15 protein-coding genes are annotated in these 20,905 nt (G+C 67.8%); 3 read left to right on the top strand and 12 right to left on the bottom strand.

Annotation, left to right across the window (positions count from 1 at the left end):
* The first annotated feature begins 83 nt into the window (after positions 1–83).
* A complete protein-coding gene (locus AC5RVG_RS00960; RefSeq protein ID WP_494000069.1) occupies positions 84–860 on the top strand; it encodes a hypothetical protein in 777 nt (258 codons plus the stop codon).
* A gap of 25 nt (positions 861–885) precedes the next feature.
* On the opposite strand, the gene AC5RVG_RS00955 is transcribed toward AC5RVG_RS00960, so the two are convergent.
* The 9 genes from AC5RVG_RS00955 to AC5RVG_RS00915 form a co-directional block, all read right to left on the bottom strand.
* Positions 886–1,344, bottom strand: a complete 459-nt coding sequence (locus tag AC5RVG_RS00955; RefSeq protein ID WP_494000068.1) for a MarR family winged helix-turn-helix transcriptional regulator — start codon at positions 1,342–1,344, stop codon at positions 886–888.
* Positions 1,337–2,446, bottom strand: a complete 1,110-nt coding sequence (locus AC5RVG_RS00950; protein WP_494012385.1) for an LLM class flavin-dependent oxidoreductase — start codon at positions 2,444–2,446, stop codon at positions 1,337–1,339. Before AC5RVG_RS00950 ends, AC5RVG_RS00955 begins: the two co-directional genes overlap by 8 nt.
* 187 nt (positions 2,447–2,633) lie before the next feature.
* Positions 2,634–3,800: a UDP-galactopyranose mutase gene (glf, locus tag AC5RVG_RS00945; RefSeq protein WP_494012384.1), complete on the bottom strand. Its 1,167-nt coding sequence runs from the start codon at positions 3,798–3,800 to the stop codon at positions 2,634–2,636.
* Positions 3,794–4,102: a hypothetical protein gene (locus AC5RVG_RS00940; RefSeq protein ID WP_494000065.1), complete on the bottom strand. Its 309-nt coding sequence runs from the start codon at positions 4,100–4,102 to the stop codon at positions 3,794–3,796. Before AC5RVG_RS00940 ends, glf begins: the two co-directional genes overlap by 7 nt.
* Entirely contained in the window at positions 4,099–6,501 is a 2,403-nt protein-coding gene (locus tag AC5RVG_RS00935) for a family 1 glycosylhydrolase (RefSeq protein ID WP_494012383.1), read from the bottom strand. Before AC5RVG_RS00935 ends, AC5RVG_RS00940 begins: the two co-directional genes overlap by 4 nt.
* Before the next feature lie 340 nt (positions 6,502–6,841).
* Positions 6,842–7,981 (bottom strand): FUSC family protein, encoded by a 1,140-nt coding sequence (locus AC5RVG_RS00930; protein ID WP_494012382.1) that lies wholly within the window; start codon positions 7,979–7,981, stop codon positions 6,842–6,844.
* A 33-nt stretch (positions 7,982–8,014) separates the two neighbouring features.
* Positions 8,015–11,305: an efflux RND transporter permease subunit gene (locus tag AC5RVG_RS00925; protein ID WP_494012381.1), complete on the bottom strand. Its 3,291-nt coding sequence runs from the start codon at positions 11,303–11,305 to the stop codon at positions 8,015–8,017.
* A 42-nt stretch (positions 11,306–11,347) separates the two neighbouring features.
* Positions 11,348–12,841, bottom strand: coding sequence for a malate:quinone oxidoreductase (locus AC5RVG_RS00920; RefSeq protein WP_494012380.1), 1,494 nt, complete (start codon positions 12,839–12,841; stop codon positions 11,348–11,350).
* Positions 12,842–13,016: 175 nt separating this feature from the next.
* Complete coding sequence (locus AC5RVG_RS00915; RefSeq protein ID WP_494012379.1) at positions 13,017–14,696, bottom strand: ABC transporter substrate-binding protein; 1,680 nt, start codon at positions 14,694–14,696, stop codon at positions 13,017–13,019.
* Between the two features lie 127 nt (positions 14,697–14,823).
* Here AC5RVG_RS00915 and AC5RVG_RS00910 point away from each other — a divergent pair, with 127 nt between their 5' ends.
* Together AC5RVG_RS00910 and AC5RVG_RS00905 are read left to right on the top strand one after the other, a co-directional pair.
* On the top strand, positions 14,824–16,554 hold the full coding sequence (locus AC5RVG_RS00910; RefSeq protein ID WP_494012378.1) for an ABC transporter ATP-binding protein: 1,731 nt from the start codon (positions 14,824–14,826) through the stop codon (positions 16,552–16,554).
* Positions 16,544–16,855 carry a hypothetical protein gene (locus AC5RVG_RS00905; protein ID WP_494012377.1) on the top strand — a complete coding sequence of 104 codons (312 nt, stop codon included), beginning with the start codon at positions 16,544–16,546 and terminating at the stop codon, positions 16,853–16,855. The genes AC5RVG_RS00910 and AC5RVG_RS00905 overlap by 11 nt, the downstream gene beginning before the upstream one ends.
* Positions 16,856–16,868: 13 nt before the next feature.
* On the opposite strand, the gene AC5RVG_RS00900 is transcribed toward AC5RVG_RS00905, so the two are convergent.
* The 3 genes from AC5RVG_RS00900 to AC5RVG_RS00890 all read right to left on the bottom strand — a co-directional run bounded on the left by AC5RVG_RS00900 (position 16,869) and on the right by AC5RVG_RS00890 (position 20,675).
* Positions 16,869–17,834 carry an ABC transporter permease gene (locus AC5RVG_RS00900; RefSeq protein WP_494012376.1) on the bottom strand — a complete coding sequence of 322 codons (966 nt, stop codon included), beginning with the start codon at positions 17,832–17,834 and terminating at the stop codon, positions 16,869–16,871.
* Positions 17,835–18,836 carry an ABC transporter permease gene (locus AC5RVG_RS00895; RefSeq protein WP_493979914.1) on the bottom strand — a complete coding sequence of 334 codons (1,002 nt, stop codon included), beginning with the start codon at positions 18,834–18,836 and terminating at the stop codon, positions 17,835–17,837. It lies immediately after the preceding gene.
* A 147-nt stretch (positions 18,837–18,983) separates the two neighbouring features.
* Positions 18,984–20,675: an ABC transporter substrate-binding protein gene (locus AC5RVG_RS00890; RefSeq protein WP_494000056.1), complete on the bottom strand. Its 1,692-nt coding sequence runs from the start codon at positions 20,673–20,675 to the stop codon at positions 18,984–18,986.
* Positions 20,676–20,905: the final 230 nt, after the last annotated feature.

Here is a 20,905-nt window from a genome sequence, read left to right as displayed (position 1 = left end):
CCCGGGACACGGCGCGGTCCTATACCGGACCGGTCCTCCCGCTGGGTACGGTGGAGTCCTCACGGACCGGAGGGGAGCGCAGCATGATCAGGCGAAGGATGCCGGGCCGGGGTGCCGCCGCGGCGCTGTGCGTGGCGCTCGTGTCCGGCTGCGGCCTGCTGCCCGACGACGGCGGCGCGTCGGCCGGAGCGAGTGCGTCGCCGTCGGGTGCGGCCGGCGGGGACGCCGCCGGACAACCCGCGGCGCCGCCCGGCAAGGAGCCCGTGCGGAAAGCGACGATCGACGGCTGGAAGGTCTACACCGATCCGGACCGAGTGATCAGTTTCGAGGTTCCGGGCGAGTGGGTGGTGCAGCGGCAGGTCAAGCCCACCCAGCCCTCGGACGACGGGCTGCACCTGGACGTCCGGGACTCTTCCGGCAAGCTGGCCGCCGAACTGCACACCCGGCTCAAGCTGCCCAAGGCCGCCTGCGAGGGCGCCGTCACCGAACTGCGCGTGCTGGTCAGCGAGCCGGCGAAGGTGCCCGCCGTGCCGTCCGACGACACGGTCGAGCCGCTGTTCGTCTACCGGACCCTGCTGGGCCACCGGTACTTCGGGTCGATGGGGCTGACCGACAAAACGGCCGGCGATGGCTTCCAGGCCTGCCTGGTGGAAAACACCGTCAACGGTCCGGACCCGGTCGGCACCTACTCCTTCGGCACGGCCGTCCGCCACGGCACTCCGGCGCCCGGCGACGAGACCGGGCTGCTGGATGCCTACGGCCTCATCGCGGAGGCGGAGAGCTACGTCTCCGGCAAGCACTTCAAGACGCTGCGGCAGGTCATCATGACCCTGCAGGTCGTTGAAGATCCGCCCGCCTGAGCCGCCGGCACCCCGCCGGGTGGCTTCAATCGTTCGCCAGCCCGGCCCGAAGCTTGTCGGTCAGCTCCTGGAGCTGTCCGAATTCCTCCTCGGACAGCAGCGGGGCGAGCATCGAATGCAGGTGCTTGACGTGCTGCCGGCCGATCTCCTTCTGCAACGCGCGGCCCTCGTCTGTCAGCGAGATCTCGATGCCCCGCTGGTCGTTGCGGGCCGTGCGCCGGAGGACCAGGCCCTTCTTCTCCAAGCGGTCGACCATCCGGCTGAGGCTCGGCTGGCTGATCAACAGTGCCTCGTTCAGCTCGTTCAGCCGGCTCCAGCCGCCCGGGCACCGGCTCAGGTTGAACAGGACGTCGTACTCGCGCATGGCGAGTTTCCTGAACTCGGGCAGCTGCTGCATCCGGCGCATTACCGCCACCTGGGTGCGGAACAGCGATTCCCAAGCCGCCGCCGTCGTCCTGATCTCAGGACCGGATGAATCAGCCATGGGACACCGACTCGGCGGGCGCTTCCTTGGCGTCGCGGGCGGCCTTGCGGCTGGCGTGGGTCGGGGCTTCCGGAACATGCGCCGGCTTGCGGGCGGCAAACTCCTTCTTCAGCACCGGGAGCACCTCTTCGCCGAACAGGTCCAGCTGTTCCAGCACGGTCTTCAGGGGCAGTCCCGCGTGGTCGATCAAGAACAACTGGCGCTGGTAGTCGCCGAAGTAGTCGGCGAAGGCCAGGGTCTTCTCGATCACCTGCTCCGGGCTGCCGACGGTGAGCGGGGTCTGCGCGGTGAAGTCCTCCAGCGACGGTCCGTGGCCGGAGACGGGTGCGTTGTCGAAGTAGGGGCGGAATTCGTTGACCGCGTCCTGCGAGTTCTTGCGCATGAAGAACTGTCCGCCCAGGCCCACGATGGCCTGGTCGGCGGTGCCGTGGCCGTAGTGCTCGTAGCGCTCGCGGTACAGGCCGATGAGCTGCATGTAGTGCTCCTTCGGCCAGAAGATGTTGTTGGCGAAGAAGCCGTCGCCGTAGTAGGCCGCCAGCTCCGCGATCTGGGGCGTGCGGATCGAGCCGTGCCAGACGAAGGGTGCAACGCCGTCCAGGGGCTGGGGCGTGGAGGTGTAGTTGTGCAGCGGGGTGCGGTGCTTGCCCTGCCAGTTGACGACCTCTTCGTCCCAGAGCTTGCGCAGCAGGGCGTAGTTCTCCACCGTCAGCTCCAGCGAGTCCTGGATGTTTTTGCCGAACCAGGGATAGACCGGGGCGGTGTTGCCGCGGCCCAGCACCAGGTCCACGCGGCCGTCGGCCAGCTGCTGGAGCATGGCGAAGTCCTCGGCGATCTTCACGGGATCGTTGGTGGTGATCAGCGTGGTGGCGGTGGACAGCGTGATCCGCTCGGTCTGCGCGGCGATGTAGGCCAGCAGCGTGGTGGGGGAGCTGGAGAAGAACGGCGGGTTGTGGTGCTCGCCGATGGCGTAGACATCCATGCCGATGTCTTCGACCTTCTTGGCAATGGCGACCGACGCCTTGATCCGCTCGCGCTCGGTGGGCATGCGGTTGGTGGTCGGGTCCAGGGTGACGTCGCTGACGCTGAATACGCCGAGTTCCATAATGTACCTTTCGTGGTGCTTGCTACGCATCAGTTTACATGCATTTGCATTCACTGTGGTTAACGGCAGGCACGCGGAAAAATTCCGGGACAGGTTGTCGGACCGGTCACCGTGCCGCGGGTGGTCCCGGAATGGCTTTCCCGGCATGCGCACCGCCGGCTTGATGCGGCAAGGAGCGGGGCCGGGGTTACGTCGACGAGCGACCGAGCAGGGGGCCGATCGAGTTGTCGACCAAACCCAGCGCCGACGCTATGGCCATGTGCATGTCCAGGTACTTGTAGGTGCCGAGGCGGCCCCCGAAGAACACGTTCGGTTCCTGCCCCGCGAGGCGACGGTACGTCCTGAGCTTGTCCCGGTCCTGGCTGGTGTTGATCGGGTAGTACGGTTCGTCGTTCGCGCCCGCCGTCCGGGAGTATTCGCGGACGATCACGGTGCGGTCATCGGGGTACTGCCGTTCGGGATGGAAATGGCGGAATTCGTGGATGCGGGTCCACGGAACGTCTTCGTCGGCGTAATTCATCACGGGCGTGCCCTGAAAATCCGCGATCGGCAGGACTTCCTGCTCGAAGTCCAAGGTGCGCCAGGACAAGGCCCCGGCCGAGTATCCGAAGTAGCGGTCCAGCGGCCCCGTGTACACGACGGGCACGTCGGGCGGGAGGTGCGGACGGACGTGGAAAAAATCGGTGTTCAGTTGCAGGTCGATCAAGGGCGACCGGAGAAAGCCGCCAAGGAAGGTGCCGTAGCCCTCCGTCGGCAGGCCCTCGTAGATGTCGGTGAAGTAGCGGTTGTCGAAGGTGTAGCGCACGGGCAGCCGCGTGATGATGTCGGGGCTCAGTTCCCGCGGGTCGGTCTGCCATTGCTTGGCCGTGTAGCCGCGCACCAGGGCCTCGTACAGCGGTCGGCCGATCAACGAGACGGCCTTCTCTTCCAGGTTGCCGGCCGCCGAGGCCGGTACTTCCTGCGCCTGGTGGCGGATCAACTCCCTGGCCTGGTCCGGCGAGAGGTGGCGGCCGAAATAGGCGCAGATCGTGCCCAGGTTGATGGGCATCGGATACACATTGCCCTTGAAGACCGTAAACACGCGGTGCTGGTAGCCGGTGAACGAAGTGAACCGGTTGACGTATTTCCAGACCCGTTCATTCGACGTGTGGAACAGGTGCGCCCCGTACCGGTGGACTTCGATCCCGGTCTCCGGTTCCTCCTCGGACCAGGCGTTGCCGCCCGGGTGGGAACGGCGTTCAAGTATCAGCACACGGGCCCCGTACTCACGTGCGGCGGTTTCGGCAACGGTCAGTCCGAAGAGGCCTGCGCCGACGACAATGAGGTCGGGACCGTGGTCTCCGGTCGCTACCATTTCAGCGCCTCGGCGGTCAGGCACGGGGCCGGGGTGCCGCAGGTTGCGCATTCTCCCTGTTCGTCGCCGGCCGGCGGATGAAGCATGAGGCCGGCGGAAATCCTCGCCAGCAACGGTGCCCGAAGGTACGGCGTGGCCGAACTAACGGCTGCCTCGGCGAGCGCCGGAACGGCAGGGCCGGTCAGGCGTCTCCTGCCCAGCGCGGCGTCCTGCAGGCCGGCTATTGCCGCTCCGACTCCGCGTTCGTGGGCGCGTTCCAAATCCTCCACGTCGGAGCGTTGGCGCTCGGCCCCCGAGCTCATGCCGTTTCTTCTTCCGCCAGTTCTCCTGCCGCGGCTCCCTGAGAGATCAAACGGTGCATTTGTCCGGCAATCGCATCCCAGCCGAGGAGTCTCTGCAAGGGCCGCATTCGCCGGTCCCGTTCGGCCGGGGAATCACCCGGCGCGGTCTGGATGGCATCGGCGAAGCCTGCGGCGTCCTCCTGGATGTGGACGAGCCCCCGGTACCCGGCGACCACATCCGGAACGGGCGTCGACACCACGGGAAGGCCGGCGGCCAGATACTCGAGGGTCTTCGTCGGGCTGATCGACCGTGTCGCCTCGTTCATGGCGAAGGGCATCAAGGCAACGTCGAATTCGGCCATGACGGCGGGCAACTCGGCGTATTCCGCCATTCCGGTGTACTCGATGTTTGGAGCCTGCGGCAGCGTGGCCGGATCGATCTTGGCGACCGGTCCCACGATCCGAAACAACCAGTCGGGAAGCATCGCGGCGAGCTCCTCCAGCAGGCCAAGATCGAGCCGCTCGTCGATGACGCCCACGTAGCCCGCCACCTTCCGGAGGCCGGGCGCCCGCTCCTCGCGGAGCAGCCGGGAGGTTTCATAGTGCGCGGCGTCCACACCGCTGGGAAAGAGATGGCAGGAATCGCCCACGTAGCGGCTGACGCTGCGGTGCAAGGAGGCGCCTCCCGCAAAGACCACATCGGATTCCGCCAGCGCCTGGCGTTGCCGGGTCTGCATGGCTTTGGGGGCATGGCGAAACGACGCCAAATCATCCATGACGTCATAGCAGAGGGCCCCGGGCTCGAGCGCGCGCGCTATCTCCAGCGCCATCGGCGTATAGATCAAGACGTCGGGCGAGGCCGGCCGTGCGTGGGTCGCCAGCAAGTGGCGGAACAATGCGCCGTATTCTTCCGCGCCGGGTGCGTCGAATCCCGGGGCGGCCAATTGCCCGTCAATCGAGGGAATTTCAAGCCATACCCTGGTGATGCCGTCCACGTCCTGGTGCCGCAGGACCGGTTGTTCGACCTTGGCCGGCAGTGGTTCCTCCAGAAACCATGTGCGGGCACCGGTCCGGGTGCGGGCGGCGGCAAACCGGGAGACAAGATGTTGCGGGCGCTGCCAGACCCAGGTCCACCTCAGGTGGGACAGCACGACCAAGTCAGGGTCTTCCAAGGGGTTCATCCTGTGTTCCTCTTCGTCGGCGTTGCGGGCGGGCGGGACGATCTCCTCTTCGGGAGGATCGCGCCAGGGCCAGTGGCTCATCTGGGGCAGCAGCCCCCGGAGCTGGCTGTCGCACGGCGGTTGAAATCGGTACGCGGGCAGGTCGCGGCTGGGGGTTCCGGATGCCGCAGCCATCCAGGCGTCCGTGAAGCAGGTGGTGGCCGTCCGGCTTCCCCACGCGGCGGCGCCCACGACGCCGACCGGGTCCGGGCGGCGGGCGGCGCGGGCGAGCATGGAGTCCCAGTCGCAGGAGTCCACGAAGGGAAACCAGCAGTACCCCTCGAGCCGGATCCCGCGGGAGAGAGCCAGTTCGTACTGTTCAAGGGTGTATCGCAACCAGGACGCGCGGTCGGAGGCCGTTCCCCGGATGTTGGTCTCGCTCAGGAGCATCGGCAGCCCGTAGCGGGAGCCGTAGTGCTCGGCCACGGCCGCAAAACCCAGCGGGTGGGGCGATGGCGCGTGGGCGCGGGACTCCTCATACCACCATTCGGAGTGGCAATAATAGTCGAGGCCGAGAACGTCCACCCGAACGGGGTCCAGGTGAAGCAAGTCTTCGCCGCCGTGCTTGACGATCTCTCTCAGGAAGGGGCGGCCCTCGGTCAGATCGTGTCCGAGCACCAGGTCCAGCAGCACGTGGCGCCGGTCGTTGGCGAGAGCCGCGTACTCCGCCGGGCCACCCGCAGTTCCGTCATGGTGTTCGCAGGTATCCACCCAGACGTGGCAGGCTTCGGGCAGCAGCTCCGACCAGCACCTGGCCGCCTCGGCGATGGCCGGCAGGACGTTGCGAACGAGGCGCACAAAACCGTCGATTCCCCTGTCGTAGGGCGGCCACAAGGCCTCATGGCCGCAGAGGAAAAGGGTGGCGAAGGGCTCATTGAACAGCGTGTAGGACGTCAGCCAGGGATAGCGCCGGGCCACGGCCTCTGCATACCGCAGGAAAGCGGGCGCAAACCTCCGGTCCCTGAATCCGTCGTCGAGCCACTGCGGGTAGCTCGTGTGGTGCACCAGGTCGACGATTGGCTCCATGCCGCGGACCCGCAGGAACTGGAGCTGCCGGTCGGTCTCGGACCAATCGAACACGCCTGGCTCTGTTTCCACGCGGTGCCAGCGAATCGGAAACCGCACGCTGCCTACGCCTGCTGCGCGCATGTGGTCCAGGTGGCGGCCCCAGTGGGCGTAGCTTCCGGTCAGCTCCGCCACGTCCCGGCGGTGTACCGGCAGGTACGTACTCTCAAATGCGCCGACAAAGGGAACAGCGGCAACGCGGCCAGACACGGAGGGGAGGCTCTCGCCCAGATCCGACACATCATTCTCCCGGTCCGGAGGATCTTAGTGCCAGCTGCTCGACACGAGTAGGTACATAAAACTCGAATTTCCCGGCAAGAGGAACCCCTTGCAGCCGGTTCAACGTTTTATCGAATGGGATTGGCCGCCGGGCAGGCCGTTACCCTCGGGGTAGAGAGAGGGGAAGTACCCGCTCCGCTAGGGGCGTCTCGGCGGGCCGGCACCCTCCGGCTTGAGAGGGGACGTACCCGCGCCGCTACGGGGCCTGGCCGCCGGAGCGGTCCTTCACGTGCCGGCCCAGCGCGGCCAGTATGCGTTCCAGGCTGACAGCCACGGATCCTGCCGCCGTGGCGGGGGACTCCGCGGACACCGAGCCCGCGACGACTCCGGTGAGGCGGTGCTGTGCATCGCGCGCGGCCTCCAGCTTGTCCGGCAGGTCCTCGGCGGTCATGCTCCTGATTGCCTCGGCCGTGGCGTCCAGGGCGTTGGCCATCGGTGCCAGCACGGGGTCGGGAAGATGCAGTGTCTCGTCCCAAATCACGGCGGCGAGCACCTCGGTCATGTCCTGGGTATGGAAGGCTGCACGCTCCAGCGTGCGTAGATTCCGCCAATCGGTGTCCAGGTCCCGGTCGTGGAACTTGCGCCGCGGATTGGCCTTGCGGCTGCGGTCGGCGGCCTGCACGGCCTGCCGCACCTGGTTGCCCAAGCGGGTGATGCTCTCGCCGTTCGTCGCCCAGTCCTTGTGTTCCGGCGGCCAGTTCTCCCGGAGCGCCTCGGCCATGTCCTCCAGCTGCCGGGCGAGGTCGGACTGCAGCTGCTGCAGGCTGCGTCCCACCGCGTTGAAATTCAACGGCGGGAACAGCAGGAAGTTCACAGCGATGCCGACGGCCACCCCCACCGCCATCTGCACCGCATAGCCGAGCGAGTAGTCGCCGGCATTGGACCCGCCCACCAGCAGGACGAACAGCGCGGCCATGGGAACCCATTCCCGGCCCGCCCCGAGCCGCGGCAGCCCCGCAACCAGCACGCCCAGGAACACCAGCAGGCCCACGGTGACGAAATGCGGGCCGACCGTCAGGAGCAGGAGCATGGCCAGGCCGATGCCCAGCAGCAGCCCGGCCAACGTCTCCGCGGAGGTCTTGACGGAGTCGGCGACGGTGGAATACATGCTGATCAGCGCGCCCAGCGGCGCGTAATAGGGGTACTGGTCCACCTCGCCGGGCAGCCGCAAGGCGATGAACCAGGCGATGGCGCACGCCAACGCGGTCTTGAACGCCAGCTGGACCCGGCGCCACCCGCCCATCTGCTGGCCATACTTGCGCAGCGGGGCGGGGAGCCGGTCGGTGAGCCGGTCCAGGCGCCCCGGCCCGGCGGGCATGGTTTCCGGTTCTGGCATGTTCAGCACCTCCACGGTTCCGGGTTAGCCGGATCAGCGTCCGGCCGGAACCAGTTCTGCCTCGAGTGTATTGCGCTGGTATGCCCGACGCTCGCGCCGGCCTTCGACCAGCCGGTACAGCACCGGCACCAGCACCAGCGTCAGCGCGGTGGAGGACACCAGGCCGCCGATCACCACCACTGCCAGCGGCTGCGAAATGAAACCGCCCTCACCGGTCAGTCCCAACGCCATCGGCGTGAGCGCAAAGACCGTGGCGAGCGCCGTCATCAAGATGGGCCGCAGCCGGCGCCGTGCGCCGTGCGTGATCGCGTCCGCCACGTTCATGCCGGGCCGGCCGTCGTGGGGGCGCCGGTACTGGTTGATGAGGTCGATCAGCACGATCGCATTCGTCACCACGATGCCCACCAGCATCAGCATGCCGATCAGCGACGGCAGCCCCAGCGGGATCCGCGTGATGACCAGCAGCCCGATGGCCCCCGTGGCCGCAAACGGAATGGAGACGAGCAGGATCAGCGGCTGCACCAAGGACTTGAACGCGGCCACCATGATCACGTAGACAATGGCGACGGCGGCCAGCAGCGCCCAGCCCAGCTGTTCAAAGGACTCGGCCTGCTGGGTGGCCGCGCCGCCCAATTCCGCTGTGACCCCGGCCGGCAGGTCGGTGCCGTCCAGTGCGGCCGCCACCTCGCTGCTGAGGGCACCCAGGTTCTCTCCCTCCGGGGTCACGGAGACGACGGCGGTGCGTTCGCCGCCGCTGGCGCTGATCGACGTCGGCACGTCGGTTTCCTCGACCGTGGCCAGGTCCGTCAGCGGCACCGGCCCGGCCGCCGTGGGCACCTCGACGCCGCGCAGTTCCTCGACGCTGGAGAAGTCGCTGCCTTCCCCGATCAGCACCGGGAAGTCGGTGGTGCCGATCCGCACGGTGCCGCCGGGCAGCGGGCTGATTGAAGACGCCAGCAGGCCCGCGACCTGCTCCTCGTCCAGCCCGGCGGCCACGGCCTTGGCCCGGTCCACGGACACCTGGACCACCGGCTCGGCCGCCGAGAGGTTGCTGGACACCTCTGCGGCCCCCGGCACCTCCCGCAGCAGCTCCACCAGCCGGTCGGAGGCGTCCCTCAGCTCCTCCGGGCCGTTCGCGGAGATCTCCACGTCCACGGTGCTGGAGGTGCCGAAGCCCCCGCCCTGAGTGCCCAGCGTGAACGTCGCCTCGCCGGGCAGCTTTTCGACGGCGGAGCGGACCCGGTCGCGCAGCGCCGCCTGGTCAATGCCTTCCTCGGTGATGACGGTGTACTGGGCCACCGAGGCACCCGCGGAGAGGAACGTCCCCAAGCCGCCGCCGGCGTTGCCCATGGTGACTTGGACCGCCTCGATCCCGTCCATCCCGGCCAGCAGCTCCTCGACCGGGGCGGCCGCCTCGTCGGTGGTCTCCAGGCTGGTCCCGGCCGGCATCTGCTGGCGCAGGCTGAAGCTGTTCTGTCCGCTGTCGCCGAGCAGGTTGGTCTGCAGCAGCGGCACCATGGCGGCGGTGCCGGCCAGCACCAGCAGGGCGGCCACGGTGGTGATCACCGGGTGCCGCTGGGTGCCGGCGAGCACCGGCAGGTAGCCGCGCTGCAGCAGCGAGCGGCGTTCCTTCTCGGAGGCCGCCGCACGCACTGCGGACGTGTCGGGGTGTCGCTCCGCCGCGGGGGACTTGACGAACCAGTAGGCCAGCACCGGCACGATGGTCAGCGACACCGCCAGGGACGCGAGCAGGGCCAGCGCGGTGGTGATGGCGAACGGCCGGAACAGTTCGCCGGCCAGATTCCCGACGAACGCGATCGGCAGGAACACCGCAACGGTCGTCAGGGTGGACGCGGTGATGGCCCCGGCGACCTCGCGGACCGCCGCCAGGATGGCGTCGCCCTTGGGTTCGCCGTAGTTCAGGTGCCGTTTGATGTTCTCGACCACCACGATCGAGTCGTCCACAACGCGCCCGATGGCGATGGTCAGCGCGCCGAGGGTGAGGATGTTGAGCGAGTAGCCCAGCGCATTGAGGCCGATGAACGTGGCCAGCAGCGACAGCGGGATGGAGATCGCCGTGATCAGCGTGGAGCGTACGGAGAGCAGGAAGACCAGGATGATCAGCACCGCGAAGCCCAGCCCCAGCAGGCCCTCGGTGGTCAGGTCCTTGATGGACGTCTCGATGAACGGGGCCTGGTCGAACACCGTGGTGATCTGCGCGCCGTCGCCCAGTTCGGCCTCCAGTTCGGGCAGCAACTCGCCGATGGCGTGGGAGATGGCCACCGTGTCGCCCTCCGGCGTTTTGGTGACGGCCAGGGCAAGCGTCAGTTCGCCGTTGGTCCGGGTGATCGAGGTCTGCTCGTCGTCGGCGATGTCGACGTCGGCCACCTCGCCGATGGTGGCAGGGTCGGCCGGCGCCTGGCCGGGCTGGTCCGGTGCGGGCACGGTGTCGGGCACGGGTACCTGGCCCTGCTCGGTCCCGCTGCCCGGCGGGGCGGGCTGGCCCTCGCCGGGGAACTGCCCGGGTGCCCGCCCCGCCTCCGGTGCGGAGGGCGCCGAGGGCTGCTCCGCCGTCGTCGTTTCAGCGGGGGAGAGCGGCAGGTTTTCGATGGCCGCCAAGCTGTCCAGCGGGCTGCCGATCTGCACGGAGAGGCTCTGGCCGTCCTGTTGCACGGCGCCGGCGGGGACCAGGCCGCCGCTGTTGGCCAGGCTGTCCACAATGGCGGAAACGCCGACGCCGGCCTCCGCCATGGCATCGTCGTCCGGCACGATGGCGATGTGCCGGCCGGGGCCGCCGGAGACCTCGGCCCCGCGCACTCCGGGGATGTTCTGCAGCCGGGGCACCGTGAGGCGGTTCAGCTCGGTGCTCAGCTCGCTCAGGGTCAGGTCGGAGGACACCGCCATGAAGACGATGGGGAAGTCATCGATGCTGCCGGCCAGCGACAGCGGCGAGACGTCGTCGGGCAGCTGCTGGCGGACGTTGGAGATGGCACGGTCCACCTGGCTGCGTGCCCGGTCCAAATTGGTGCCGTAGACGAACGTCAGGTTGACGGTGGAGAACCCGTTGCGCGACACCGCCGAGGAGGACTCGAGGCCCTCGACGGCGGTGAGCGCGCGTTCGAGCGGTTCGCTGACCTGCTTGTCCACTACCTCCGGCGACGCGCCGGGCATGGAACTGACAACGGTAATCCGCGGGAACTCGAGCGAGGGGATGAGTTCCTGCTTCAGCGAACCCATGGTGATCACGCCGAAGACGGCCACGAAGACCGTAATCAGCGCGATCAACGCACGATTCGCCAGGGACAGCGTTGCCAGCTTGTGCATGGCTTGAAGCTTAGTTCAGCGGTCGTACGGGGCGGACGGGGATCATGCCAGTTCGAGTACCCGGTCGGTGTCGGCGGTGATTTCGGCCAACAGCGAGGGGTTCTCGTTCAGGTTCACGCCGTAGCCGGGGAGCATGTCCTTCAGCTTGGGTTCCCAGCTCTTGAACTCCAGCGGGAAGCAGCGTTCCAGCAGGCTGATCATGATCGGCGCTGCGGTGGATGCCCCGGGGGAGGCGCCGAGCAGGGCGGAGATGCTGCCGTCGGCGGACGCGATGACCTCGGTGCCGAACTGCAGGGCGCCGCCCCGCTTCGGGTCCTTCTTGATCACCTGAACACGCTGGCCGGCGGTGATCAGCTCCCACTGGTCGCCGGCGACCTCCGGGTGGAAGGCGCGCAGGGCCTCGTTCTTGCCTTCGCGGGTCTTGAGCACCTCGGTGACCAGGTACTTGACGAGGCCGAAGTTGTCCTTGGCCACGGCCAGCATGGGCACCAGGTTGCCCGGGCGAACGGACGTGGGCAGGTCCAGCAGCGAGCCGGTCTTGAGGAACTTCGGCGAGAAGCCGCCGTACGGGCCGAAGAGCAGGGAGCGCTTGCCGTTGACGAAGCGGGTGTCCAGGTGGGGCACCGACATGGGCGGGGCGCCCACGGAGGCCTGGCCGTAGACCTTGGCGTTGTGGGCGTTGATGACGGTCTCGTCCGTGCAGCGGAGGAACTGTCCGGACACCGGGAAACCGCCGTAGCCCTTGGACTCGGGGATGCCCGAGCGCTGCAGCAGGTGCAGGGCGCCGCCGCCGGCTCCGATGAACACGAAGCGGGCGTTGACCTTGGTTTTTTCGCCGGTGGCGTTGTTCCTGATCTCCAGGGTCCAGCGGCCGTCGGTGTTGCGGGAGACGTCCAGCACCCGGTGGCCGTAGTTCAGTTCCACGCCATGGGCGGTCAGGTAGCCCGCGAGCTTCCGGGTCAGGGAGCCGAAGTCCACGTCAGTGCCGCCGGCGACGCGGGATGCGGCCACGCGCTGCTGCGGATCGCGGCCCCGCATGATCAGCGGCGCCCACTCGTTGATGACGGCGTGGTCTTCGGAGAACTCGATCTGCTCGAACAGCGGTTCCTGCTTCAGCGCTTCGTGGCGGCGCTTGAGGTAGTCAGCATGGTCATCGCCCCAGACAAAGCTCATGTGCGGCAGCGGGTTGACGAATTCCCGGGGCGACGAGATGTGGCCCTCGCGGATCATGTGCGACCAGAACTGGCGCGAGACGTTGAACTTCTCGTTGATGCCCACGGCCTTGGCGGTGGGAACGGAACCGTCCGCCGAGGCGGGCGTGTAGTTCAGCTCGCAGAGCGCGGCGTGTCCGGTGCCGGCATTGTTCCACGGGTCCGAGGCTTCCAGACCGACCTCGTCCAGGTTCTCGAACAGGCTGATGCTCCAGTCCGGCTGCAACTGCTTGATGAAGGAGCCGAGGGTGGTGCTCATGATGCCGCCGCCAATCAGCGCGACGTCGACGTTCTTGGATGATCCCGAGGGAATGTTTGCAGTCAACTTCAATCTCCAATAGCAGCTGTGCCAGCAATTAGAAGCCTAGCGCCCTGCGCCAGCGAGACTAAAATCTGCCGTCTTCGATGTGACCCAGTAGACAGACGCGGCGGGATCTCCAACGTTACAATTTTCCGCCCGAGGCGGCCCGTCACCTACGCACCGGGCGCCGCAGCCGGCGTCAATCCTGCCCCAGCTCGATCTTGTTGTAGACCTCGTCGAGCATCGGGCTGGCCGGGTAGCTCACGACCCGGGGCCCCATGGCCAGGGCGGAGATGGGGAACGCGAGCGGCACCGCGGGGACCGCCCGCGCCAGCTGCTCGTTGATGCTGTAGTAGGCCTGCACGCGGTCTTCGCCCTCGGGGAGGGTCTTGGCACGGGCTATCTTGCTGCGGATCTGCGCGCTGTCGTAGCCGAACTCCATCGACTTGCTGCCGAAGAGCGGGCCCACGAAGTTGTCCGGGTCGCGGTAGCTGCCGCTCATGCCGGACAGGTGGAGGGCATGGTCGGTGGAGCCCTGGATCGTGTCGAGGTAGCCCTCGTCCCAGGGAATGGGCACCGGCTTGATATTGATTCCGACGGCGGTGAGCTGGCGGCTCAGCTCCGCGTACACCTTTTCGGGGGTCGGCAGGTAGGCCCGCGTGACGCCCAGCGGATAGTAGAAGGTGAGTTCGGCGCCGTCGTACCGGGCGTCGGCCAGCAGTTCGCGCGAACGCTCCGGATTGTATGCGTAGTAGGGGATGGTCTCATTCGTCACGCCCAGGCTGCGCGGGATGAACTGCATGGCCTCCTTGGTGCCCTGCAGGAAGAAGCTGTCGATCAGCGCCTGCCGGTCGATCGCGTGGGCGATGGCCTGGCGCATGGTGATGTCGTCCAGCCCGTCGGCCGCCTGGTTCATGCCGAGGTAGACCACGGAGAACGGGTCACGCTGCAACACCTGCATGCCGGCCCGCGCCAGATCCGCGTACGTGGCCGGGGTGACCAGGTCGTAGCCGTCGATGTCCCCGGCTTCCAAGGCGCGCAACCGCGTCATCGGATGCGGGAGCGCCTTGAACACCACGGTGCGCACGTCGCCGGCGGCACCCCAGTAGCCCGGGTAGGCGGAGAGCACCACGCGGTCCCGTTCCCAGTTGGCGAACGTGAACGGGCCGGTCCCCACCGGGGCCAAGCCGTAGCGGGATACCTTGTGGCCGCCGCGGTCCTCCGTCAGCCGGTCGGCCGCCCCGGCCTTCAGCGCCGCCGGAGAGGAGATGGCAAAGGCCGGCATGGCCAGCGATGCGACCAGGCCGGTGAACCGGCGGGTCAGGTTCAGCTGCACTTCCAGCGGGCCCAGCACCTCGCAGCTGTGGTAGAGCGATTCGTCCTCGTCCTCGGCGAACGCGCCGAAGACCGACCGGAAGGCCAGCCCGCCTTCCACCGGCCGGGCGTCGCCGGGGAGCCGGTACCAGCGTTCGAAATTGGCGCGGACCGCTTCGGCATCGAACGCCGTTCCGTCATGGAAGGTGACACCCGGGCGCAGCCGGAAGCGGTAGGAACGGCCGTCGTCCGCTTCGCTCCATTCGGAGGCCAGCCGCGGCGCCGGAACGCCCGTCGCCGGGTCCACCCCGACGAGTGTTTCGAGGATCTGCCGGGTCACCCGGTAGGACTCGGTATCCAGTGCCAGCGCCGGATCAAGGGTCACCGGGGCGGCGGCAATGCCCATGGTGAAGGTGGTGTCCGCGGGCGAGGCCGTCGGCGGCTCGCTGGCCGGGGCGGTTGACGGGGCGGGCCTGCCCGGTTCGGGGGTGCAGCCGGTGAGCAACACAGCCGCTGCCGCTGCGCCTGCCTTCAGCACGGTGCGGCGCGCGGTGGGTGGTGTCACGCTTCAGGCTCCTCGGGGCAGGCGGGGATGATCCTCAAGTCTAATCGACTCCCGTCCTCGACCCCGCGCGGCGAATTCCCGATGAGAGATAGGCCACATCCGCGCGTCTTTGGGGCAGGATGGGACCATGACCGAACATGCCGACGACGCGGCCCTGCTCGAGGTACGGGACCTGGCCGTTGCTTTCCGCACCACCTACGGGCAAGTCCCTGCGGTGGAGGGCGCCTCGCTGCGCCTGGAACCGGGCAAGACCCTGGCGATCGTGGGTGAATCCGGATCCGGGAAGTCCACCACGGCGATGGCCGTGATCGGGTTGCTGCCGGATAACGGACGGGTGACCGCCGGGAGCATCCGCTTCGACGGCCAGGAGCTCGTGGGGATGCCGGAGCATCGGATGCGCACGATCCGGGGCCGCCAGATCGGCCTGGTCCCGCAGGACCCGATGTCCAACCTGAATCCGGTCACCAGGATCGGCTCGCAGGTGGCGGAGACCCTGCTGGTTCACGGCATGGCGACCAGGCGGGACGTGGACCGGAAGGTTGTGGAGGTCCTGGAGGCTGCCGGACTGCCCAACGCCAGGGAACGCGCCAAGCAGTACCCGCATGAGTTTTCCGGCGGGATGCGCCAGCGCGCCCTGATCGCCATCGGCCTGGCCTGCCAGCCGCGGCTGCTGATCGCCGACGAGCCGACGTCGGCGCTGGATGTGACGGTGCAGCGCACCATCCTGGACCAGATCGAGTCGATGACCCATGAATTGGGGACGGCGGTGCTGCTCATTACCCACGACCTGGGGCTGGCGGCCGAACGGGCGTCGGAACTGGTGGTGATGCACCGCGGCAAGGTGGTGGAGACCGGGCCGGCACGGCAGCTGCTGGAGGATCCGCAGCACCCCTACACCCGGGCGCTGGTGAAGGCGGCGCCCAGCGTCGCCGCCGTGCGCCTGATGCCGGGGGCGTTCACCGGCAACGCGGCGGTGCGGGCCGAACGGGCGGAGCAGGTCTTCCAGGAACACGTCACCGAGGCTCCCGCGGCCGCCGAGGCGCAGAAGACGGACAACATCGTGGAACTGCGCGACCTGACCAAGGTGTACAAGATCCGCGGCCAGGCCGAGGACTTTTACGCGGCGAAGAACGTGACGCTCGACATCCCGCGCGGACACACGGTCGCCATCGTCGGGGAATCGGGCTCCGGCAAGACCACTACCGCCCGGATGCTGCTGAAGCTGATCGAACCGACCAGCGGCACCATGACCTTCGACGGAATGGATGTGGCCAACCTGACCAAGGCGCAGCTGCGGGACTTCCGCCAGCGGGTGCAGCCGGTGTTCCAGGATCCGTATTCGTCCCTGAACCCGATGTTCACCATCGAGCGGATTGTCGAGGAGCCGCTGTCCACCTACAACCGCGGCAGCGCGAGGGAACGCTCGGTCCGCGTGCGCGAGCTGATGGACGAGGTGGCGCTGCCGCAGAACATGCTGCGGCGCTACCCGTCCGAACTCTCCGGCGGCCAGCGCCAACGCGTGGCGATTGCCCGCGCCCTGGCCCTGAAGCCCGAGCTGATCATCTGCGACGAGCCCGTCTCCGCGCTGGATGTGCTGGTGCAGGCGCAGATCCTGAAGCTGCTGGGCGACCTGCAGGCGGAGCTGGGCCTGAGCTACCTCTTCATCTCCCATGACCTGGCCGTGGTGCGGCTGATCTCGGACTACGTCTGCGTGATGAAGGACGGCGAACTGGTGGAGGCGGCCAGCTCGGAGGAAGTGTTCACCAACCCGCGGCACCCCTACACGCGGCGCCTGCTGGCGTCCATACCGGGCAACGAACTGGACATCCAGGCGGAGGATCCGGAGATTGCGTCCTGAGGATACCGGGCCCGGGGCCGTCCCGGAGCCCGACGACCACCGGCCGGAAGGCTTCGGCTTCCGGACCGGGGTGCGCAGCGCCGCGGTGGCCATCGGCTTCGCGGTCTTCGTGCTGGTGATCGGCACGGTGCTGCTGGCGGTCGGGGCCGTCATCTTCATCGGCGACGGCAGGTGGGGCGCCCTCTGGTGGCTGGCGGCGCTGGAAGTGCTGTTCATCGCCGGCTTCGCCGCCATGATGCACATGGCCCGCCAGCGACGGCGCCAGGACGGCGGAGCCCCGCCGGCCACCCTGGCCGGCTGATCGGCAGCTGCCGCTACTTGGCCCGCGTCTTGGGATCCAGCGCTTCCCGCAGGGACTCGCCCAGCAGCGTGAAGCCCAACGCGGTGACGGCGATGCACAGGCCGGGCAGGAACGCCAGCTGCGGCGCGATGCCCAGTTCTGCCTGCGCGTAGGTGAGCATGCGGCCCCACTCGGCGGTCTGCGGGCGCCCGCCGCCCAGGCCGAGGAAGGAAAGCGCCGCGGCGTCGATGACGGCGGTGGCCAGCGTCAGCGTGGCCTGCACGATGACCGGACCCACACTGTTGGGCAGCTGGTGGCTCATGATGATGGTGCCCCGGCTCAGGCCCAGCGTCTGCGCCGCCAGCATGTAGTCCGCGCTGCGTTGCGAGATCATCGACGACCGCAGCAGCCGCGCGAAGATCGGCAGCTGGGCCACGCCGATGGCGATCATCACCGCGTACGCCCCCTGGCCCAGGATGGCCGCGATGGATACCGCCAGCAGCAGGTTCGGCACGGAGAGCAGGATGTCGACGCCGCGCATGATCACGCTGTCGATCCAGCCGCCGAAGCCGCCGGCGAGGATGCCCAGCAGCATGCCCCCGGCCAGCCCCATCGCGGTCGAGACGACGCCGATCAGCAGCGAGGCCTGCGCGCCCCAGATGAGTTTGCTGAACAGGTCCCCGCCGAAACGGTCCAGCCCCAGCGGAAACCCTTCCACCTCGCCGAAGCCGGGAATGTGCGTGGGTGTGATGTACGTGCGGCCGGGCAGATCCTGGCCGCCATAAGGTGCCAGCACCGGCGCCAGCACGGCGGTCAGCACGAACAGGCCCACGATGACGGCGCCGGTGATGGCCTGCGGATTCCGGCGGAGCCGCCGGAACGCGTCCTTCCACAGGCTGGTGCCGCCGGGCCCGGCGCCGGCGGGAGCGCCGGGTGCCCCCGGTGGCTCCGGGGTGGTGCGGATGTCGCCGCCTGACTGCGGCGGAAGCGTTGTGCTCATTTAAACACGCACCCTCGGGTCGATGATGCTGTAGGAAACGTCCACGACCAGGTTGATCAGCGAATACAGCACGGCGATGAAGATGATGAACCCCTGCAGGACGGGGTAGTCCAGGTTGAAAATGGCGTCGCGCAGGAACCGCCCGATGCCGTTGAAGGCGAAGACCGTCTCGGTCAGCACGGCCCCGGAAATCAGCAGCCCCAGCTGCAGGCCGATGGTGGTGGTGACCGGCAGCATCGCGTTGCGCAGGATGAACCGGTTGCGGATGGTCTTCTGCAGCAGGCCCTTGGCGCGGGCGGTGCGCACGTAGTCAGCATTCTGCACCTCGAGGACAGACGCCCGGGTGATGCGCACGATGATGGCCAGCGGGATGGTGCCCAGCGCGATCCCGGGCAGCGCCAGGTGCAGCAGCGCATCCCAGGCGGCATCCCATTCGCGGGTGAGCAAACCGTCGAGCACATAGAAGTCGGTGACGTGCGTGGCGTTGATCCTGGGGTTCTGCCGGCCGTCGGTAGGGAACCACGGCAGCTGGATGGCGAACAACCACTTGAGGATGAAGGCCAGGAAGAAGACCGGGACGGTGATCCCCACCAGCGACAGCACGACGGAGGAGTGGTCGGGCCACTTGCCGTAGTACCTCGCGGCCTGGTAGCCCAGCGGAATGCCGATGCCGACGGCGATGATGAGGGCGACGATCGTCAGCTCCACCGTCGCCGGAAAACGGGTGGCGAACTCCGTCAGCACGGGCCTGCCGGTGAGGATCGAGGTGCCGAAATCGCCCTGGAGCAGCTTGCCCATGTAGACGAAGTACTGCTCGATCAGGGGCCGGTCGAAGCCGTAGAGTTCGTTGATCCGTGCCACCGCCTCGGGTGTGGCACGGTCGCCGAGCAGCGCCGTGGCGGGCCCGCCGGGCAGGCTGCGGACCCACAGGAACAGCAGCAGGGAAAGCCCGAAGAGCGTCGGGATGAGCAGCGCGATGCGCTTGATAATGACTCTGAGCACAGCGTCCTTCCGGATCGCGGTCCCGGCGTTGCGCCGGATGCGGTGGAAATTGCCTCTTCGGCGGCAGGCCCGGCGCCGCCCGCTCGTAGTTCGGGCCGGGGGCCTGCCTGCCGGGATCCGCGGTATGCGGACCCCGGCAGGACGGGGTTACTCGCTGAGCTCGATGGCGTTGAACACCTCGTCGTTCACCGGGCTGGCCGGGTAGGAGGTAACCCGCGGGGCGAACGCGAGCGACGGCGCCGGGTGTGCCAGCGGGATCGCCGGGAGGTACTGCGCGATGTCCTCGTTGATCTCCTCGTACAGCGGCGTCGCCTCTTCGATGCTGCTGGTCTCACGTGCCTTGGACAGCTTGCCGAAGAGCTCCTTGTTGTTGAAGCCGAACTCCGGCTTCTCCTGGCCGAAGAAAACCCCGACAAAGTTGTCGGTGTCGTTGTAGTCGCCGGTCCAGCCGAGCAGGTGGATGTCGTGGTCGGCGCTGGCCTGGATGCGGTCCAAGTAGTCCGGGGACCACTTGTCCGGCTGGGCCTCGATGGTGATGCCGACCTCCTCGAGCTGGGCGCTCAGGTTGGTGAACACCTGTTCCGGCGTCGGCATGTACGGCCGGGACACCCCGGTCGGGTAGTTGAACATCAGCTCCAGGCCGTCGCCGTAGCCGGCCTCTTTGAGCAGCGCCCGCGCCTTCTCCGGGTCGTACTCGTAGGTGGTGACGTCGTCGTTGTAACCGTTGACCGTGTCCGGAACGAATTGCGTGGCGACCTTGGTGCCCTCGGGCAGCGTCTGGCGGACCAGCGCGTCCTTGTCGATCGCGTGGGCGATCGCCTGCCGGACCTTGAGGTCCTTCAGCGCCTCCTGCTCCTGGTTCATGCCCAGGTACAGAATGGTGAACGGATCGCGTGCAATGACGTTGAATCCGGCGTCGGCCAGCGATTGCGTGTCGGCCGGCGCCACCAGGTCGTAGCCGTCGATGTCCCCGGCCTCCAGCGCCTGCCGGCGGGCATTGGGGTCTTCGATAATGCGGAAGATGATCTCCTGGACCTGGCCCTGTTCGCCCCAGTAGCCGTCGAAGGCGGACAGCTGCAGGGACTCGCCGACCGACCAGCTGTCGAACTTGAACGGGCCGGTCCCCACCGGGTGGCCCATGGCATATTCGCTCAGCTCCGGAGCCTCCTCCGAACCCCCGACGTCGTCGGCTTTGAACTTCTCCAGGGCGGTGGGGCTCTGCATCGCGAAAGCCGGCAGCGACAGCGCCGGAATGAAACCGGCGAAGGGCTGGGCCAGGTTCACCGTCACCTCGGTGTCACTGACCGCCTCGCAGGAGTCGTAGACTGCGGTCTCGGGGGAGTCCGAGTAGCCGCGGAACAGCGAGCCGTAGTAGTAACTCACCGACTGGGACTGCTGGATCCCCTCGAAGTTGTACCAGCGGTCGAAGTTGAAGCAGACGGCATCGGCATTGAAGTCGGTGTCGTCGTGGAACTTCACGCCCTCCTTGAGCTGGAAGGTGTAGGAGAGCCCGTCGTCGGACATCTCCCAGGATTCAGCCAGCAAGGGTTCAGGGTCCGGCGTTCCTTCTTTGACGCCGACCAAGCCCTCGAAGATCTGGCGGCTGACGCGGAAGGACTCGCCGTCGCTGGCGAAGGCCGGATCCAGCGACTTGGGATCCGACGACGCGGCGAACACGAAGGTCGGATTGACTCCCTCCGTCTCGCCCTGTGCTCCGCCGCCGCGCTCGCTCTCGGCACAGCCGGACAGGACGAGTGCGCCGGCGGCCAGGCCGGCAATGACCGCTCCGGCGCGCCGGCCGCTTCGCTGGCCTCCGGAAAAGATGTCAGTAAATGACATGGACTGCTCCTCGGGGACGTGAGGTGTGACGCCGACTTTGTGTACGGCAGCCGGCGGAGGCGCGGTGGCGCGTCCGCTTGATGAGAGCTTAGTCACATGTCTGATTGAAAGCATCGGTTTCAGGTTCGGCGGTTGGGCCAAAACCATCACAATTTGGTGACGAGTCCCGTGCCTGATGGCGCGACGACGGCGGTGGAGGCCTCCGGGCCCCTGGGCCCGGAGCGGGCCGT

The organism is Arthrobacter senegalensis (genome assembly GCF_059091765.1).
This window is presented reverse-complemented; position numbering and strand designations above follow the sequence as displayed.

Excerpts from the sequence above, each read along its gene's own strand:
- AC5RVG_RS00960 (WP_494000069.1), top strand. The coding sequence starts at position 84 with ATGATCAGGCGAAGGATGCCGGGCCGGGGTGCCGCCGCGGCGCTGTGC.
- AC5RVG_RS00955 (WP_494000068.1), bottom strand. The coding sequence starts at position 1,344 with ATGGCTGATTCATCCGGTCCTGAGATCAGGACGACGGCGGCGGCTTGG.
- AC5RVG_RS00950 (WP_494012385.1), bottom strand. The coding sequence starts at position 2,446 with ATGGAACTCGGCGTATTCAGCGTCAGCGACGTCACCCTGGACCCGACC.
- glf (WP_494012384.1), bottom strand. The coding sequence starts at position 3,800 with ATGGTAGCGACCGGAGACCACGGTCCCGACCTCATTGTCGTCGGCGCA.
- AC5RVG_RS00940 (WP_494000065.1), bottom strand. The coding sequence starts at position 4,102 with ATGAGCTCGGGGGCCGAGCGCCAACGCTCCGACGTGGAGGATTTGGAA.
- AC5RVG_RS00930 (WP_494012382.1), bottom strand. The coding sequence starts at position 7,981 with ATGCCAGAACCGGAAACCATGCCCGCCGGGCCGGGGCGCCTGGACCGG.
- AC5RVG_RS00925 (WP_494012381.1), bottom strand. The coding sequence starts at position 11,305 with ATGCACAAGCTGGCAACGCTGTCCCTGGCGAATCGTGCGTTGATCGCG.
- AC5RVG_RS00910 (WP_494012378.1), top strand. The coding sequence starts at position 14,824 with ATGACCGAACATGCCGACGACGCGGCCCTGCTCGAGGTACGGGACCTG.
- AC5RVG_RS00900 (WP_494012376.1), bottom strand. The coding sequence starts at position 17,834 with ATGAGCACAACGCTTCCGCCGCAGTCAGGCGGCGACATCCGCACCACC.
- AC5RVG_RS00890 (WP_494000056.1), bottom strand. The coding sequence starts at position 20,675 with ATGTCATTTACTGACATCTTTTCCGGAGGCCAGCGAAGCGGCCGGCGC.